The 15,354-nt window shown below is 63.2% G+C and carries 14 protein-coding genes; 11 read left to right on the top strand and 3 right to left on the bottom strand.

Going from position 1 to position 15,354, the window contains the following annotated elements; translation table 11 throughout:
• Positions 1 to 7: 7 nt before the first annotated feature.
• A complete protein-coding gene (locus tag V1277_RS09030; RefSeq protein ID WP_334415878.1) occupies positions 8 to 1,156 on the bottom strand; it encodes an ABC transporter substrate-binding protein in 1,149 nt (382 codons plus the stop codon).
• Positions 1,157 to 1,295: 139 nt separating this feature from the next.
• Between V1277_RS09030 and V1277_RS09025 the strand changes: the two genes are divergently transcribed.
• From V1277_RS09025 to V1277_RS09000, 6 genes are all read left to right on the top strand, one after another.
• A complete protein-coding gene (locus tag V1277_RS09025; protein WP_334415877.1) occupies positions 1,296 to 2,132 on the top strand; it encodes an alpha/beta fold hydrolase in 837 nt (278 codons plus the stop codon).
• Positions 2,133 to 2,599: 467 nt separating this feature from the next.
• On the top strand, positions 2,600 to 3,397 hold the full coding sequence (locus tag V1277_RS09020; RefSeq protein WP_334415876.1) for an aspartate/glutamate racemase family protein: 798 nt from the start codon (positions 2,600 to 2,602) through the stop codon (positions 3,395 to 3,397).
• Between the two features lie 137 nt (positions 3,398 to 3,534).
• Positions 3,535 to 4,713, top strand: coding sequence for a thiolase family protein (locus V1277_RS09015; RefSeq protein WP_334415875.1), 1,179 nt, complete (start codon positions 3,535 to 3,537; stop codon positions 4,711 to 4,713).
• Positions 4,710 to 5,951 carry an SDR family NAD(P)-dependent oxidoreductase gene (locus V1277_RS09010; RefSeq protein ID WP_334415874.1) on the top strand — a complete coding sequence of 414 codons (1,242 nt, stop codon included), beginning with the start codon at positions 4,710 to 4,712 and terminating at the stop codon, positions 5,949 to 5,951. The genes V1277_RS09015 and V1277_RS09010 overlap by 4 nt, the downstream gene beginning before the upstream one ends.
• Before the next feature lie 29 nt (positions 5,952 to 5,980).
• Positions 5,981 to 6,766 carry a cyclase family protein gene (locus tag V1277_RS09005; protein ID WP_334415873.1) on the top strand — a complete coding sequence of 262 codons (786 nt, stop codon included), beginning with the start codon at positions 5,981 to 5,983 and terminating at the stop codon, positions 6,764 to 6,766.
• Positions 6,767 to 6,793: 27 nt separating this feature from the next.
• Complete coding sequence (locus V1277_RS09000; RefSeq protein ID WP_334415872.1) at positions 6,794 to 7,951, top strand: ABC transporter substrate-binding protein; 1,158 nt, start codon at positions 6,794 to 6,796, stop codon at positions 7,949 to 7,951.
• Between the two features lie 22 nt (positions 7,952 to 7,973).
• Here the strand turns inward: V1277_RS09000 and V1277_RS08995 are convergent, their stop codons facing one another.
• Positions 7,974 to 9,596, bottom strand: a complete 1,623-nt coding sequence (locus tag V1277_RS08995) for an AMP-binding protein (protein WP_334415871.1) — start codon at positions 9,594 to 9,596, stop codon at positions 7,974 to 7,976.
• A 185-nt stretch (positions 9,597 to 9,781) separates the two neighbouring features.
• Between V1277_RS08995 and V1277_RS08990 the strand changes: the two genes are divergently transcribed.
• The 5 genes from V1277_RS08990 (at position 9,782) to V1277_RS08970 (ending at position 14,429) form a co-directional block, all read left to right on the top strand.
• Positions 9,782 to 11,425 carry an ATP-dependent acyl-CoA ligase gene (locus V1277_RS08990; RefSeq protein WP_334415870.1) on the top strand — a complete coding sequence of 548 codons (1,644 nt, stop codon included), beginning with the start codon at positions 9,782 to 9,784 and terminating at the stop codon, positions 11,423 to 11,425.
• 110 nt (positions 11,426 to 11,535) lie between these two features.
• Positions 11,536 to 11,790, top strand: coding sequence for a DUF3551 domain-containing protein (locus V1277_RS08985; RefSeq protein WP_334415869.1), 255 nt, complete (start codon positions 11,536 to 11,538; stop codon positions 11,788 to 11,790).
• A gap of 97 nt (positions 11,791 to 11,887) precedes the next feature.
• Entirely contained in the window at positions 11,888 to 13,528 is a 1,641-nt protein-coding gene (gene pgm / locus V1277_RS08980; protein WP_334415868.1) for a phosphoglucomutase (alpha-D-glucose-1,6-bisphosphate-dependent), read from the top strand.
• Positions 13,529 to 13,795: 267 nt separating this feature from the next.
• Positions 13,796 to 14,122 (top strand): hypothetical protein, encoded by a 327-nt coding sequence (locus V1277_RS08975; RefSeq protein WP_334373102.1) that lies wholly within the window; start codon positions 13,796 to 13,798, stop codon positions 14,120 to 14,122.
• A gap of 61 nt (positions 14,123 to 14,183) precedes the next feature.
• Positions 14,184 to 14,429, top strand: coding sequence for a helix-turn-helix domain-containing protein (locus V1277_RS08970; protein ID WP_334415867.1), 246 nt, complete (start codon positions 14,184 to 14,186; stop codon positions 14,427 to 14,429).
• 370 nt (positions 14,430 to 14,799) lie between these two features.
• On the opposite strand, the gene V1277_RS08965 is transcribed toward V1277_RS08970, so the two are convergent.
• Positions 14,800 to 15,354, bottom strand: a complete 555-nt coding sequence (locus V1277_RS08965; RefSeq protein ID WP_334415866.1) for a hypothetical protein — start codon at positions 15,352 to 15,354, stop codon at positions 14,800 to 14,802.

Raw genomic sequence — 15,354 nt, 5'->3', positions numbered from 1 at the left:
GCACCGCTCAGGGCTGGTAGGTCCAGGCGCCGTTGACCAGGCGAACGATCACCAGCGCGCGCTCGTCCACGCCGTGATAGGCACCGGGCTTGAAGTTGTAGACGGCGTGCACGCCCGAGAGCTCCTTGGTGTTGAGGATCTCGTCGCGCAGGGCCTTACGGAATTCGACGGTGCCGGGTTTTGCGGTCTTCAGCGCGCGCGCCGCGGCTGACGTGAAGATCATCCAGCCGTCGAAGGAGTAGGCGGAGAAGCCGTCCGTGCTCGGGAGATTGTTGGCCTTCTGGTAGGCGGCGCGGAATTCGAGCGCGAGCTTCTTGGCGAAGTGATTGTCGGGAAGCTGCTCGGCCACGATCACCGGACCGGCGGAGACCTGAATGCCTTCCGCGGCCTTGCCGCCGACGCGCACGAAATCGGGATTGACCAGCGCAACTGTGCCGTAGGTCTTGCCTTTGAAGCCACGTTCCCCGAGCGCAAGCAGCGGCAGCGCGCCCTGCGTGCCCGATCCGCCGATCAGCACGGCATCCGGACGCACGGCAAGGACTTTAAGGATCTGGCCGGTGACCGACGTATCGACGCGCGCGTAGCGCTCGTTGGTCAGCACCTTGATGCCGTCCTCGGTTTCCACCGCCTTGGCGCCGTTGTAGACGAGATCGCCCCAGGCATCGGAAAAGCCGATATAGCCGATGTTCTTCATCGCGTCGCGCTTCATGCGATCGGCGACGACCTTGACCAAGAGCGAAGCGGGTTGCGGAACGGAAATGCCCCATTGGTCGGTCGGATTGGGCTGTCCGATCACCGGGGAAACGGCGATCATCGGCACCTTCAGTTCGGTCGCAACTGCCATCATGGCGATGGTCGATGGAGCGGTTGCGGTGCCGATCAGGAGATCGACCCTCTCTTCCTCGATCAGCTTGCGCGCGTTGCGGGTTGCGGCGGAGGGATCGGAGCCGTCATCGAGCTGGATCAGCTTGATCTTCTCACCGTTGACCTCGTTCTTGTATTCCATAGCGGCCTGGATGCCACGTCCGTACGGGATGCCGATCGAGGAGCCCGGTCCACTGAGCGAGGTAACGAATCCGATGGTGATGTCGGCCTGTGCAGTCGAGGCCGCGACGAGGCCGCCGAGGAGGGCAGTCAAACTCAACATCTTGCGCATTGCATTCCCCTTGGTTGAAAACAGCCGAGACCTGAGCGAGATGTCAGCATGGATCGGGTCGGACCAGCACGATCGATGCCGTGATTGTCGCCGAAACCCGGCGCGGGTCCGGTCCCCGCCTCCGGATGGGAGTTATGAAATGAGCGTCAGCAACGTCGGTTCCAATCTCGAGCGCCGCTTCGTCACGACGCGTCTTGGCCGCATCCATGTTGCTATGGCAGGAACCGGGTTTCCCGTTCTCCTGCTGCATCAGACGCCGCGCTCGTGGGACGAATACCGTGATGTGCTGCCGCTGCTCGGCCGCGATTTCCGCGCGATCGCAATGGATACGCTCGGCTTCGGAGATTCCGATTCCCCTGCCGCTGATCCTTCGATTGAACTGTGGGCCGAAGGGGCCTTCGCGCTGCTCGATGCGCTGGAAGAGCCGCGGGCCGCGATCGTCGGTCATCACACCGGCGCGGTGATCGCGGTCGAAATGGCCGCCTCGGCGCCTGCGCGGGTGAGCGCACTGGTGCTCTCGGCCTGTCCTTTTGTCGATGCGACGCGCCGGGCCAAGCATGACGGCATGCGTGTGATCGACGAGGTCGAGGCGCGTACCGACGGCGCCCATCTCACCGAGCTCTGGGCGCGCCGGCAGCCGTTCTATCCCGCTGATGATATTGATTTGCTGCAGCGCTTCATGATCGATGCGTTGCGGGCTGGCGAGATGGCGGCGGAAGGCCATCGGGTGGTGAATCGCTATCGGATGGAGGATCGTCTGGGAAGCATCCAGTGTCCCACGCTGGTCATTGCTCCGACAGCCGATCCGCACGTTCATCCCGCGGCTCCGAGAGTTGCTGGAGCTATCAAGGATAGCATCTTGCGCGAGCTCTCAGGAGGCATGGTGCCGCTTCCCGATCAGATGCCGGAGGCCTTCGCCGGCTTGATCCGCGAATTCGTCGCCGCCGAGGCGGCCAGGGGCGGGAACGGCACCTGAAGCGCCGGATCCAACCGCGGCGGATGCGAACCCGTCTGCAACACCTGCTGTTCCGAGGTCGATAATCTCAGCCACGATTGATGACCTTTATCAACGCAACTACCAATGCGACGCATGCCCGCACAGGGTCGATGCCCGTCAATTGTTTAAAGCCTAAAGTATTTCGGCCGAACGTCAATACGCCGGCTTCGTGGCTTTGCGGAAAAGTTGTGGCGGCGCGTGCAAGCGCGAAAGCCGAATTCGCCTATGCAAAAGCGTGAGGCGCTCTCTGCCTGTCCTTTCGGCAACTCGATCTCGTCGCGCGCAGATGTCGTCGGAAAGCCGTTTAATTGACGCGAAAATTATTTTGTGGTTGAAATATTTCAGTCGATGGAATGGCGCTAAGCTATCGCGTGCCTTCACATCGACCGACTTGTGCATATCGTCAGTCCTCTCAGACTGCGTCGGCTGCGAACGGGATATCCGCTGTGCGCATCTTCTGGCAGAGCTTCGTCGACCAGGCTACGAGCGCGCCCTACATGGCGCGGCTTGCGGCCTATCTGAACGAGATCGCGGCGCCCGGCACCAGCGTCCACGTCGAGGGCATCACGCCTGCCGACCGCGACTTCGGCCGCCTCAGCGAATTCCGTTGTGCCATTCAGGCGGTCGACAACGGACTCGCAGCGCAGGAAAATGGCTTCGACGCCTATGTCATGGGCCACTTCCAGGATCCGGGATTGTACGAACTGCGTTCGGCGCTGACGATTCCGGTGGTCGGCGCCGGCGAAGCCACGCTGCTTGCGGCCTCGCAGCTCGGCCGTCGGCTCGGCCTTGTCACGCTCGATGCCGCCTTCGGGGTCTGGCATTATGAGCAGGCCGATCGTTACGGGCTTTCCGGCCGCGTGGTGCATGTTACCGGCATGGGCTGTCGTCCGGAAGATTTCAGCGCCGCGTTTGCAGGCGATGCGGCGGCGAAGGCACGCATGCTGAGCGACTTTGTAGCCTGCGCGCAGCCGCTGGTCGATCGCGGCGCCGACGTCATTATTCCGGCCGGCGTGTTGCCCGGTCTCCTGATTGCGAGCGAGCGTGGCTTCAGGATCGGCTATGCGCCCGTGGTGAATTGCGCGGCGGTCGCGCTGAAGAGCGCCGAGATGTGGGTGCAGTTGCAGCGTCTCAACGGCACCGAGCCGAGCCGCGGGCCGAGTTTTGCGCTGGCCAATGACCGTGCCCGCCGGGATTTCCGCGCCACCGTGGCGCGCACGCCCGGCAAAACGAACAGCGCTTGAGGACAAGACATGCTGCAGCCCGACAAGATCTTGTATGAAGCTGAGGTGACGTCGACCGGCGGGCGCGACAGCAAGGCGGCGAGCGACGACGTCAAGTTGACCGTACTCTGAACGACTCACAGGAATCCGGCGGTCCGATGCAGAGCTCCATCCGAACACCTTACGATCGGGTCGTGATGGCAGTTCCGGTGACGGTCCCGTACGTGCGCTACTCGATCGAGAGCGCGCAGTGGTGGATCGGCCGCGCGCTGAAGGCGCTGGTCGATGGCGCCGGAATCACGCCGCGCGACATCGACGGCTTCTGTGTTTCGAGTTTCACGGCGGGGCTCGACAGCGGGATCGGGCTCACCCAGCATTTCGGCCTCTGTGTGCGATGGATCGACACCATTCCGCTCGGGGGCGCGAGCGCAATTGCCGCGCTGCGCCGCGCGGCGCGGGCGGTGCAGGCGGGCGACGCCCGCATCGTGGCCTGCGTGGCTGGAGATACCAACCACGTCGATTCCTTCCGCTACACGCTCGAAAACTTCTCGCGCTTCAATCAGGATGCCGTCTATCCCTATGGCGCCGGCGGCGCCAATGTGAGCTTTGCACTGATCGCGCGCAACTACATGCGAACGTTCGGCGCCCGGCGCGAGGATTTTGGCAAGATCGCCGTCGCCCAGCGTAGCAATGCGCTCCGCAATCCCAACGCGCTGATGAAGGCGCCGCTGACCATCGAGCAGTACATGTCGGCGCGACCGATCGCCGATCCGATCCATCTGTTCGATTGCGTGATGCCGTGCGCCGGCGCGGAGGCGTTTCTCGTGATGAGCGAGGATGTCGCCGGTTCCCTGAACCTGCCTGCCGCCAAAATTCTCGCCACGATCGAGCGCCACAATGCGTTCGGCGACGACCCTGTTCAGGTGCGGGGCGGATGGGCGATGGACGTCGATGAGCTCTACGCGATGGCCGGCGTCAAGCCTGACGATCTCGACTTCGTCGAGACCTACGACGATTACCCCGTGATCTCGATGATGCAGTTCGAGAACCTCGGCTTCTGCCGGAAGGGGGAGGGACCGGACTTCGTTCGGCAGCACGATCTCACGATCGACGGCAGCTTCCCGCACAACACCTCCGGCGGTCAGCTCTCGGTCGGGCAGGCTGGTGCGGGCGGCGCCTATCTCGGCGTAGTCGAGGCGCTACGTCAGGTACTCGGGCTCGCCGGACCGACGCAGGTTGGGGATGCACGCGTCGGGTTGGCGTCGGGTTTTGGAATGATCAACTATGATCGCGGCCTCGCTTCGGGTGCGGCGATCCTCGCGGGGCCAGGCGCATGATCGAGCCGATCCAAAAACCGCGCCGGAAGAATCCTTTACAGCGGACGCGGCTGCCGACATCGCCACCGCGCGCACGCAGCCGCGCCTCGCACGGCTTTACGCGGGCCGCTGCCGAGGGCCGCTTCATGCTGCAGCGCTGCGGCGCCTGCGGAACGTTCTGTTATCCGGCGCGCGATGCATGCCCTGCATGCCTTTCCGCCGATCTCGCCTTCACGGACGCGCCGCGGCGAGGGACGCTTTTGTCCGAAACGACACTGCATGTCCCGGCGGACGTGCACTTCCGCGAGCGCGCGCCATGGCGCATCGGCCTGGTTGCGATGGAGTGCGGGCCAACCCTCGTGACGCACCTGCACGCCGATTGCGAAGAGGGCGGGCTGGTCGTGATGTCGTTCCAACTGGACAAGAGCGGACAGGCCGTGGCCTTCGCACACCCCGAACGTGAGACCTCCAACATGACGGACGACAGGCAGTGGCGTGAGATGACCGCCGATCCAAAATTCCGGCGCGTTCTGGTGACCAACGGGCGCAGCGTCGTCGGTCAGGAAGTGGTGGCTGCGCTGAAGACAGCCGGCGCGTCGATCGTGTTCGTCGGCGTCGCCGAGCCGTGGAAGCCGTTTCGCGGCGAGGATGCGCTGCGCGCCATGGAGGGCGTCGAGATCGTGCCGCTCGATATCGGCGACGAGAAGTCGGTCGCAGATCTGGCGGCCGACATCGGCGGCAAGGTCGATATCCTCGTCAACACCACCGAATATGTCCGCTCCGGCGGGCTGCTCGATCGTCAAGGCACCAGCGTCGTGCGCGACGAGATCGACCAGAGCTATCTCGGCTTCGTGCATCTGGCGCAGGGGTTCGGGCCGACGATGCGGATGCGCGGCTCGGATGGCGTCAACAGCGCTGCCGCCTGGGTCAATATCCTGTCGGTCTATGCGCTCGCGAACTGGCCGGTGTTTGGCGCCTATTCGGCGTCGCAGGCCGCCTGTCTGTCGCTGTCGCACTGCCTGCGGGCGGAGCTTCGGTCCGGCGGCGTCAAGGTGGTGAACGTGTTCACGGGTCCGCTCGATATCGAGTGGTTCCAGACGGTGCCGCCGCCGAAGGTGGCGCCACGCGCGGTGGCGAGTGCGATCGTGTCGGCGCTCAAGCGCGGGCTTGAGGATGTGTTCGTGGGCGATGTCGCCGAAGACATTCGTCAGCGCCTGGCGGCCAACCCCAAGGCAGTCGAGCGTGAGCTAGGGGCGTAAGCGGGCTTGTTGAGAACGGGAGAAGCGCAATGGACAGCAACAGTCTCATGCAATTTGCCAGCGCGGTTGCATCCGGCGCGGTGCGTGTCGTCGATCTGACGTTTACGCTCAGCCCGGACTTTCCCGTCATCGTGCTGCCGCCGGAATTTGGTCAGGCCGCGCCGGTCCGCATCCAGCAGATTTCGCGCTACGACGCGAATGGTCCTGCCTGGTACTGGAACAATCTCACCTTCGGCGAGCACACTGGTACGCATTTCGATGCGCCGATCCACTGGTTCACCGGTAAGGACCTGCCGAACAACGCAGTCGACACGCTGCCGGTGCGCGACATGATCGCGCCAGCCTGCGTGATCGATTGCTCGGCGCAGGCCGCAAAGGATGCGGATTTCCTTTTGACGATACCGGTGGTCGAAGCCTGGGAAAAAAGCCACGGGCGGATTCCGGAACGGCACTGGGTGCTGCTGCGCACCGACTGGTCGAAGAAAGGTTGGCGCGACTACGCCAATCTGAAGGACGACGGCGCCCACACGCCCGGACCGAACGCCGCCGTGATGCGCTGGCTCGTCGAGGAGCGCGGCGTCATCGGCTTTGGCACCGAGACGATCGGGACGGATGCCGGCCAGGCCGGGCATCTCGATCCTCCGTATCCGGCGCACCATTTCCTCCACGGTGGCGGACGTTACGGCCTGCAGTGCCTGTGCAATCTCGATGAGCTTCCGCCGACCGGCGCGGTGATCGTGGCCGCGCCGCTCAAAATCCAGAATGGCTCCGGCAGTCCGTTGCGCGTGCTTGCGTTGGTACCTGGGCAGGGTTGAACCTTTTCGTCGACATCGAGTGACATCATGAACAAGAAGAAGACTTTGTTGATCGGCGCTGCGCTCTTGCTCGCCGCCGTGGCGCCGGCGCATGCCGAAATCCTCGTCGGTTTCGTTACCGGCCTGAGCGGACCGGTGTCCTCGATCGGCGTGCCGAATGCCAAGGGATTGGCCGCGGGCCAGGCCTATGTCGGCGAGATCGATGGTGAAAAAGTTCGGGTCATCCAGCTCGATGACGGCTCGGACCCGGCCGCCTCGACGCGCAACGCGCGTAAGCTGGTCGAGCAGGAAAAGGTTGATTTCCTGATCGGCACGTCAGGCGCGCCGCAGACGCTGGCGATGGCGACCGCCGCCATCGAGATGAAAGTGCCGATGATAGCGGTCTCGCCGATCGCGCCAGTGCCGGCCGGAGAGGGCGGGCCGTGGGTGGTGCAAACCCCGCAGCCGACGCCGCTTCTCGTCCAGGGCATCGTCGATCACATGAAGAGCCGCAATGTAAAGACCGTGGCCTTCATCGGCTTCTCCGACGCCTTTGGCGACCTGATGCATAATTCGCTGCTGCAAAGCGCCGAGAAGGCTGACATCAAGGTGATCGCCAACGAACGCTATGCGCGCTCCGACAACTCGGTCACTGCGCAGGTGCTGCGTGCAGTTTCCTTGCGTCCCGACGCGATCATGCTGGGCGGCACTGGAACGCCCGGCGCGTTGCCCGTGATCGCGCTATCCGAGCGCGGTTACAAGGGGCCGCTCTACGGCAATCACGGCATGATCAGCGCGGATTTTCTACGACTTGCCGGCAAATCGGCCGAGGGCATCATCTGCCCGACCGGGCCGGTCACGGCAGGCGAACAGCTTCCCGAGAGCAATCCTATCCGCAAGGTCGCGCTCGCATTCCGCGCGGCCTATGAGAAAGCCAATGGCGAGGCGCCGGCCGATGCTTTTTCGCCATATGCCTTCGATGGCTGGCTGGTGTTCATGGATGCCGCCAAACGTGCCAAGGCGATCGGCGCGACGCCCGGAACGCCGGCGTTCCGTAACGCGTTACGCGAAGCCTTGTTCACGACCAAGGATGTCATCGGTGCGCACGGCATCTACACTTATACGCCGGCCGACCGCCACGGCGTCGATAGCCGCGCGCGGATACTGGTCCAGATCGAAAACGGGAAATACAAGCTGCTGCCGTAGTTGCCGGGTCGGCACCCGCGGCTCAGGCGTGTCGCAGCTTCGCCTTCAGCGCGCGCATGTCGATCGCGCGATTGGCGCTGACGGCGGCAGCCGCCAACGTCTTGATCTCGCCCCGGGCGAGCTTGCGCGTTGACGACAGCGGCAACTCGTCGAGGATGGCGACGTAGCCGGGCACCTTGTGATAGGCGAGGCGTTCGGCGCAGGTTTTGACGATCGAAGCCGCCAGCGCGGCTGCATCGTCGATCTCCACATTCGGCACAATGAAAGCAAAAACCTCTTCGCCGCGGATGTCGTCAGGAACGGGTGTCACCGCGCAGCCGCCGATGCGGGTATCCATGTAGAGCGCGCTCTCGACCTCGAGCACGCCGATGTTCTCGCCGCTGCGCCGCACGATGGTCTTCTTGCGATCGAAGAAATACAGAAGCCCGTCCTCGTCGGCGAAAACCAGATCGCCGGTGTGAAACCAGCCGTCCTGCCACGCCGCTTCAGTGGCTTCCTCGTCTTTCAGGTATCCGCTGAAGAAGCCAGCCCGACCATTGTCGCCCTTTGCGCGGACCAGCAATTCGCCGGGCCTGCCGAGCGCGACATCCGCGCCCTGATCGTCAACGAGACGATACTCCATACCCGATGATGGCCGGCCGACGCAGCGCGCGCCAAATCCCGCGGGCTCACGGGCGGTGGTCGTCGCCGCCGCACCGCCGGTCTCGGTCATTGCCCAGGCCTCGACGATTGGAATGCGGTAGCGCTCCTCGAAGGTGGCGCGGTGGCGGACATCGACGCCGGGCGCGAAGGCGAAGCGTACGCGATGCTGCCGTTCCACTTCAGTTACAGGCAGTTGCAGCAGAATGGCCGGGATGACACCGAGACAATGCACGACGGTCGCGCCGCTATCGGCCACGCACCGCCACCAGCGATTGGCGTGGAAGCGGTCGAGCGGCACCACGGCGCCGCCGAGCACCATCATGCCGACGGCGCTGCAGCCGAGCGCGTTCATGTGAAACATCGGCAACGGCGTCAGGTTGATCTCGCGGTCTGGCTGTAGCTCTGCCACACCACCTTGCGCAAGGTACCAGTCGGCGACCTGCAGAAAATAGCGGTTCGAGAGCATGCAGCCCTTTGGTTTGCCGGTACTGCCGGAGGTGAACAGCAGCGCGCATTCATCATTGAACTCGGGGGTTTGGGCGCTGACGTTCGTCTGGCACGGTGGAATGCGGCTATCGGTATCGATCAGGCGGGCGCGGCCTAGCGCCGCGTCTTTCGTCACACGGATGCGATCGAGCGTCGCAACGAGCAGGTCGGCCTCCGACAGCTCAAGCTGGAAGGACAGTTCATCGGGACGGACGTCGGGGTTGATTGGAACGATCGAAACCCCGAGCGCATTGAGCGCGAGCCAATGCAGGAAGAAGACCGGGCGATTTTCGAGCAGCAAGGCGACCCGCGCACCGCGCCCGTAGCCGGCGGCCGCGTATTCGACACGCAGACGCTCGACCTCGGACCTGAAGGCGCCGTATTCGATCTTGAAACCTTCCGGTGCGTAGGGCAGTTGCGCACTCGCAGGCGCCAGCAGGAATGGCGCGTCCGGCCGCCTTGCAGCCGTGGCGGCGAAAGCATCGGATGGCGATCGATACGGAATGTTGAGGCTCATTGCGGGCGTCGCTCCCATTCATGTCCTACCGCCGGACGCAGGTGGCCATAAGTCCGCACGCAGCACTTGCTGCAGCGGTCTTCGTCGAATACTTTAAGCCTAAACTATATTGCTGGCCAATAGCGATCTATCGCAGACCTGCCCGGCGAACCCTTGGAGAGTAGCCTTGGAAGTAGGAGGTGCGTATGCAGGCAGGTGATGGCAGCGCGGCCGGGCAGCGGCGGCGTGGGTCGATCTGGCCGCAGGCGGCTGAGCGTTTTCCGCCGGCGGATCGAATTCTCTCGACCATTCTGACACGGCAAGCCGCGCAGTACCGCGACCGCACCCTTTTTGTCTTTGGCGAAACACGATGGAGCTACGCCGAGACTGCTTCGATCGCCGCCGCATCGGCCGCCCGCCTGATGCAGGCCGGAATTCGCGCCGGCGACCGCGTGGCCCTGATGTGCTCGAATCGGCCGGAATTCCTGGAAATCTATCTCGGCTGCGCCTGGATGGGCGCCGTCACGGTGCCGATCAACATCGCACTGCGCGGCATCCAGCTCAGCCATATCCTGCGAAACTCCACGCCGACGCTGCTGGTGATCGAGTCGTGCTTTATGCCCGCCATCGACACGCTGGAAGAGGATGTATCATCGCCGGAAATTGTCTGGACGATCGGGCAAGCCACCGCAGCTCCACTCGCGCCGGGATCGATCTCGCCGCTGCCGGCGCTCGGCGACGGAGCGCCGCCCGCGCCGGTGCAGCCGGGCGACACGGTCGCGATCCTCTACACGTCGGGCACCACAGGCCCTTCCAAGGGAGTTTGCTGCCCACAGGCGCAGATGTTCTGGTGGGGCATCTACTCCGCACGCGCGCTCGACATTCGCGAAGGCGACATCCTGTTCACGACGCTGCCGCTGTTCCACACCAACGCGCTGAACGCGTTCTATCAGGCGCTCCTCAACGGCTGCACCTACGTGCTCGAGCCGAAATTCTCCGCCTCCGGCTTCTGGGCCGCGGCGCGCCGACATCAGGCAACGGTCGGTTATCTCCTCGGCGCGATGGCCGTGATGTTGCTGGCACAGCCCCCGTCAGCGAACGACACCGCGCATTTCGTGCGTGTCGCGCTCGGTGGCGGCGTGCCCGGTCAATTTCAAGGCCCCTTCCTCGAGCGTTTTGGTGTGCCGCTGCTCGACGGTTACGGTTCGACTGAGACGAATTTCGTATTCGCGGGCACGATCCCGTCCGATCGCCCCGGCACCATGGGCTATCTCGTCGAAGGCGTGGAGGCTTGTATCGTCAACTCCGAGGACGAACCCCTGCCTGACGGCGAGGCCGGCGAGCTGGTGCTGCGCGCGTGCGAGCCGCTCGCGTTTGCGACGGGATATTTCGCAATGCCGGACAAGACGGCCGAAGCCTGGCGGAATCGGTGGTTTCACACCGGAGACCGTGTCGTGCGCGATGCGGACGGCCACTACCGCTTCGTCGACCGAATGAAGGATTCGATCCGCCGGCGTGGCGAGAATGTTTCGTCCTGGGAGGTGGAGCAGGTGCTGCTCAGGCATCAGGCTATCGCTGCCTGCGCGATCTATCCGCTGCCGTCCGAACTCGGCGAAGACGAGGTTGCGGCTGCCGTCCAGCTCGAACCCGGCCAAGCGCTTGATCCTGTCGAGATCATCAGCCATTGCGAGGGCAAGATGGCCCATTTCGCGATTCCGCGCTTTATCCGGATCGTCACCGAGATGCCGTTGACCGAGAACGGCAAGATACGCAAGGTCGCGCTGCGCGAGGCTGGGAAGACTCCGGACACCTGGGACCGCGATACCGCGGGTATGCCTAAACTAAAATGAGCCCGATGAAAAATTACCAGGCGGGTTGCGATGCGCCGGCCGAGCTTGCCTCAGTCTGAGATACGGACCAAGCCCACATTGTCTTGTCGGTTGCCCCGAAGGAACTCCCAATGCGTGTATTGGCTTGCACGATTCTGACGCTCGGAGCGATCTTGGCGTCTGCGGCCGCATGCGCCCAGACCTATGATCCAAACTACCCGGTTTGCCTGCAAACCTATGCCATCGGTGGTGGCCATATCGACTGCAGCTTTGCTTCGCTGGGACAGTGCGCCGCGTCCGCTTCGGGCCGCGCGGCCCAATGCCTGAACAATCCGTACTTTGCGCAAGGCGCCAGGAAACCGCCCCGGCAGCGCGGCGTTTACTAGAGGTGGCATCGGCTTGCGTCGTAGACGTAACGCCCGACTTTGCCCAGGCCAACGCTTGCACCTATAATCCGGCGAAACCACCATTCCGTGAGGTCATGTGACTGCCCCCAATCCTGCTGCCGGCAAACCGGTCGATCCCGCTTCCCTCGTCAACGTACCGCGGTTGATAACGGCCTTTTTTGCGTCGAAGCCGGATCCGTCCGATCCCACCCAGCGTGTTGCGTTCGGCACATCAGGGCATCGCGGGACATCGCTGAAGAACTCGTTCAATGAAAATCATATCCTGGCAACGACGCAGGCGATCTGCGATTACCGCCGCGAGACGGGACTGACCGGTCCGCTATTCATCGGCATCGATACCCATGCGCTGGCCGACCCGGCGCTGGCAAGCGCCGTAGAGGTGTTTGCCGCCAACGGCGTCGACATCATGATTGACGAGCGCGGCGGCTATACGCCGACGCCCGTCATCTCGCATGCAATCCTGAGCTACAACAAGGGGCGAACGAGCGGACTTGCCGATGGCGTCGTCATCACGCCCTCGCACAATCCGCCCGAGGATGGCGGGTACAAATATAATCCGCCGCATGGCGGCCCGGCCGATACCGACGTAACGGCAAGGGTTGAGAAGGCGGCCAATACCTACATCGAAGCCGACATGAAGGGCGTTGCGCGGATGCCGTATGAGCGCGCCCGCAAGGCGCCATCGACCCATCTGCACGACTACATCCGTCCCTATGTCGCCGATCTCGGCAATGCCGTAGACATGGCGCTGATCAAATCATCCGGCGTAAGAATCGGGATCGATCCGCTGGGCGGCGCCGCCGTTCACTACTGGCAGCCGCTGATCGAGCATTACGGAATCAACGCAACTGTCGTGAACGACGCCGTCGACCCGACGTTTCGTTTCATGACGGCGGACTGGGATGGAAAGATCCGGATGGATTGTTCCTCTCCGTTCGCGATGGCAAGCCTGATCCAGATGCGCGACAGGTTTGACGTCGCCTTCGCCAACGACACCGACGCCGATCGGCACGGCATCGTGACCCGCACCGGCGGACTGATGAATCCGAACCATTTTCTCGCGGCGGCGATCGCGTACCTGTTCGCGCATCGGCCGCAATGGGGCAGCAAGGCCGCGATCGGCAAGACCGTCGTCTCCAGTTCGATCATCGACCGTGTCGCGAAAAAGCTGAATCGCAAGCTGGTCGAAACCCCGGTCGGTTTCAAATGGTTCGTTGAAGGCCTTGGCACCGGCGGCTTCGGATTCGCGGGCGAGGAAAGCGCCGGCGCATCGTTCCTCAAGCGCGACGGCTCGGTCTGGACGACCGACAAGGACGGCATGGTGATGGGGCTGCTCGCCGCCGAAATCCTCGGTCGCACCGGCCGCGATCCGAGCCAGCAGTTTGCGGCCCTGACCGCCGAACTCGGCGTGCCCTTCTATGAGCGGATCGACGTGCCGGCGACGCCCAAACAGAAGAGCGCGCTAAAGGCACTCGGGCCGGAGCAGCTCAACATGCACCAGCTTGCCGGTGAACCGGTCAGCGCGATTCGGACCCGGGCTCCGGGTAACGATCAATCGTTCGGTGGTATCAAGGTGGAGTCCGAGGCGGGATGGTTCGCCGCGCGGCCATCGGGCACCGAAGATGTCTACAAGATCTATGCCGAGAGTTTTCGGGACCAGAATCACCTGAAGACGATTCAGCAGGATGCCCAGCGGGCCATCGCAAAGGCTTTCTGACTGCCGCACCGTGAGGCGGTTGGGAGATGTGTAACGGGCAAATGCCGGACCGCCGCCGAACGGCCGCAGAATATTGCATATTGCGCCCGGCTGCCCAAGGCTGCACCAGTTCGGCACAGCCTGGAACCTGGCAATGGAATTCACCGTTGCGCTTGCGATCACGCTGAAATCACGAGAGCCCACGCAGTGTTAAGCTCGGGAGTTAGCTGCCAGAAAGCCGTACCGAACGGGCGGCCTGTAAGCTATCGCGAGGTACCGGGGGATGAAATGAGTGCGGAATCGGTTGTCTACTATCTGAATCGCGTGCCGGAGAGCGATCCGAACGACCAAACCGAATGGCTTGTAACGGCGTTGGGCCAGTATACCGGCGCGGAATTGCGCGAACTGCTCTATGTAGCGGAAGAACCTGGCTTCTTTGAATTGATGCGCGGGCTATTTGCGCTCTCGGATGAGAGCCGTGCCGCCCTGCAGCATTTCCTCGAAACCGGTCACCCGTCGGCCATGAAGGCGGCGATCGACCCGAAGGGCCGGTTGACCATCGAGCACGTCACCGAGGAGAAGCGGATAAAATTGCTTCCCAGGATCGCAAATTAGCACCTGCGTCTCCCTGAGGTTGTGCTAGAATCTCCCAGCGTGAATAGCTGGGAGCCTGCCGATGGCGACGAGGAAGTCTGGCCCGCTCGATGCGATGGTGGGCGCCAGGATTTGCCTGTTTCGCGTCAACCGCGGCATCAGCCAAACCATGCTTGCGGAACGCATCGGCGTGACTCTTCAACAGATGCAGAAATACGAGCGGGGCGCCACCCGGGTTGGTGCCAGCCGGTTGGCGCAAATCACTTCCGTGCTCGGCGTTTCGGTCGGTGAGTTGTTCGAATCTTCCCGGCCCGGATCTCCGGCTTGAATTCACCGGTTCATTTGCTCGCAGAGCCAGGCGCCTTGCGCGTTCTCAAGGCCTATGCGCGAATGACCAGCCCGCGCGTGCGGCGTTGCGTCGCCAGGCTGGTTGAAAGCATCGGCGATCGAACGGCGGGGGCGAAGGCCACGGTTGCGCGGCTGAATACTGTCGATCGCAGTGATCGGCGGAGGTTTCCCTCGCAGGGATAGTCTTCCGTAGAAGACGTGCGGCAACCTCGTGCCGTCCCGTTTCTGCCGCTAGAGCGTTTTCCAGCGAAGTGGATACCGGTTCGCGTTAAGAAAACGCGTCAAAACAAGAATCTAGAGCCCGGTTCTGATTCAATCAGAACCGAAGAGGCTCTAGTCCGATCGCGGCTTCAGCCGGTCGCGCGAATCGCAAACCGCTCCGGCGGTCTGCTGCCGGGAATGAACTCGCCGATCCAGTCACGGCGCGTTGCTTCGATATGCCAGGACATCGCCTCAGCCGAATAGGGTGCCGGATCGGGAATGTCCTTACGGATCTCCTTGCCGTCGAGCCAGCCGCAGCTATGCGAATAGCGCGTCTTGCAGACGAGATGGACATCGCCGTGATCCTGCAGCAGCACGTATCCGTCGGCCGGAAAAAACGTGCCGGCAAGCTCGATCGCAGCAGGCAACTGGCGCACCAGCAGGAATGTGCTGGAGGATTGCGTCTCCGATTCGGAAACCAGCACGCCGACCAGACTGTGGATTGGCGCGATCGCCTGCGGTGCAACCAGTGCGAGAGGCTCTGTGATCGGGCCGGCTGTCGCAATCGAAAGATATTCACCCTCCGGTCCCCAACGGCAGGCGATCAACCACTCGCGGCTGCGGCTACGAATCAAGGTCGGCTTGGCGTAATCCGATCGAGCAATATCTGCTGCCATGGCTATGACGAAGGCTTTCGCGAGCAT

It is taken from the genome of Bradyrhizobium sp. AZCC 1588, assembly GCF_036924735.1.
GTDB lineage: Bacteria > Pseudomonadota > Alphaproteobacteria > Rhizobiales > Xanthobacteraceae > Bradyrhizobium.
This window is presented reverse-complemented; position numbering and strand designations above follow the sequence as displayed.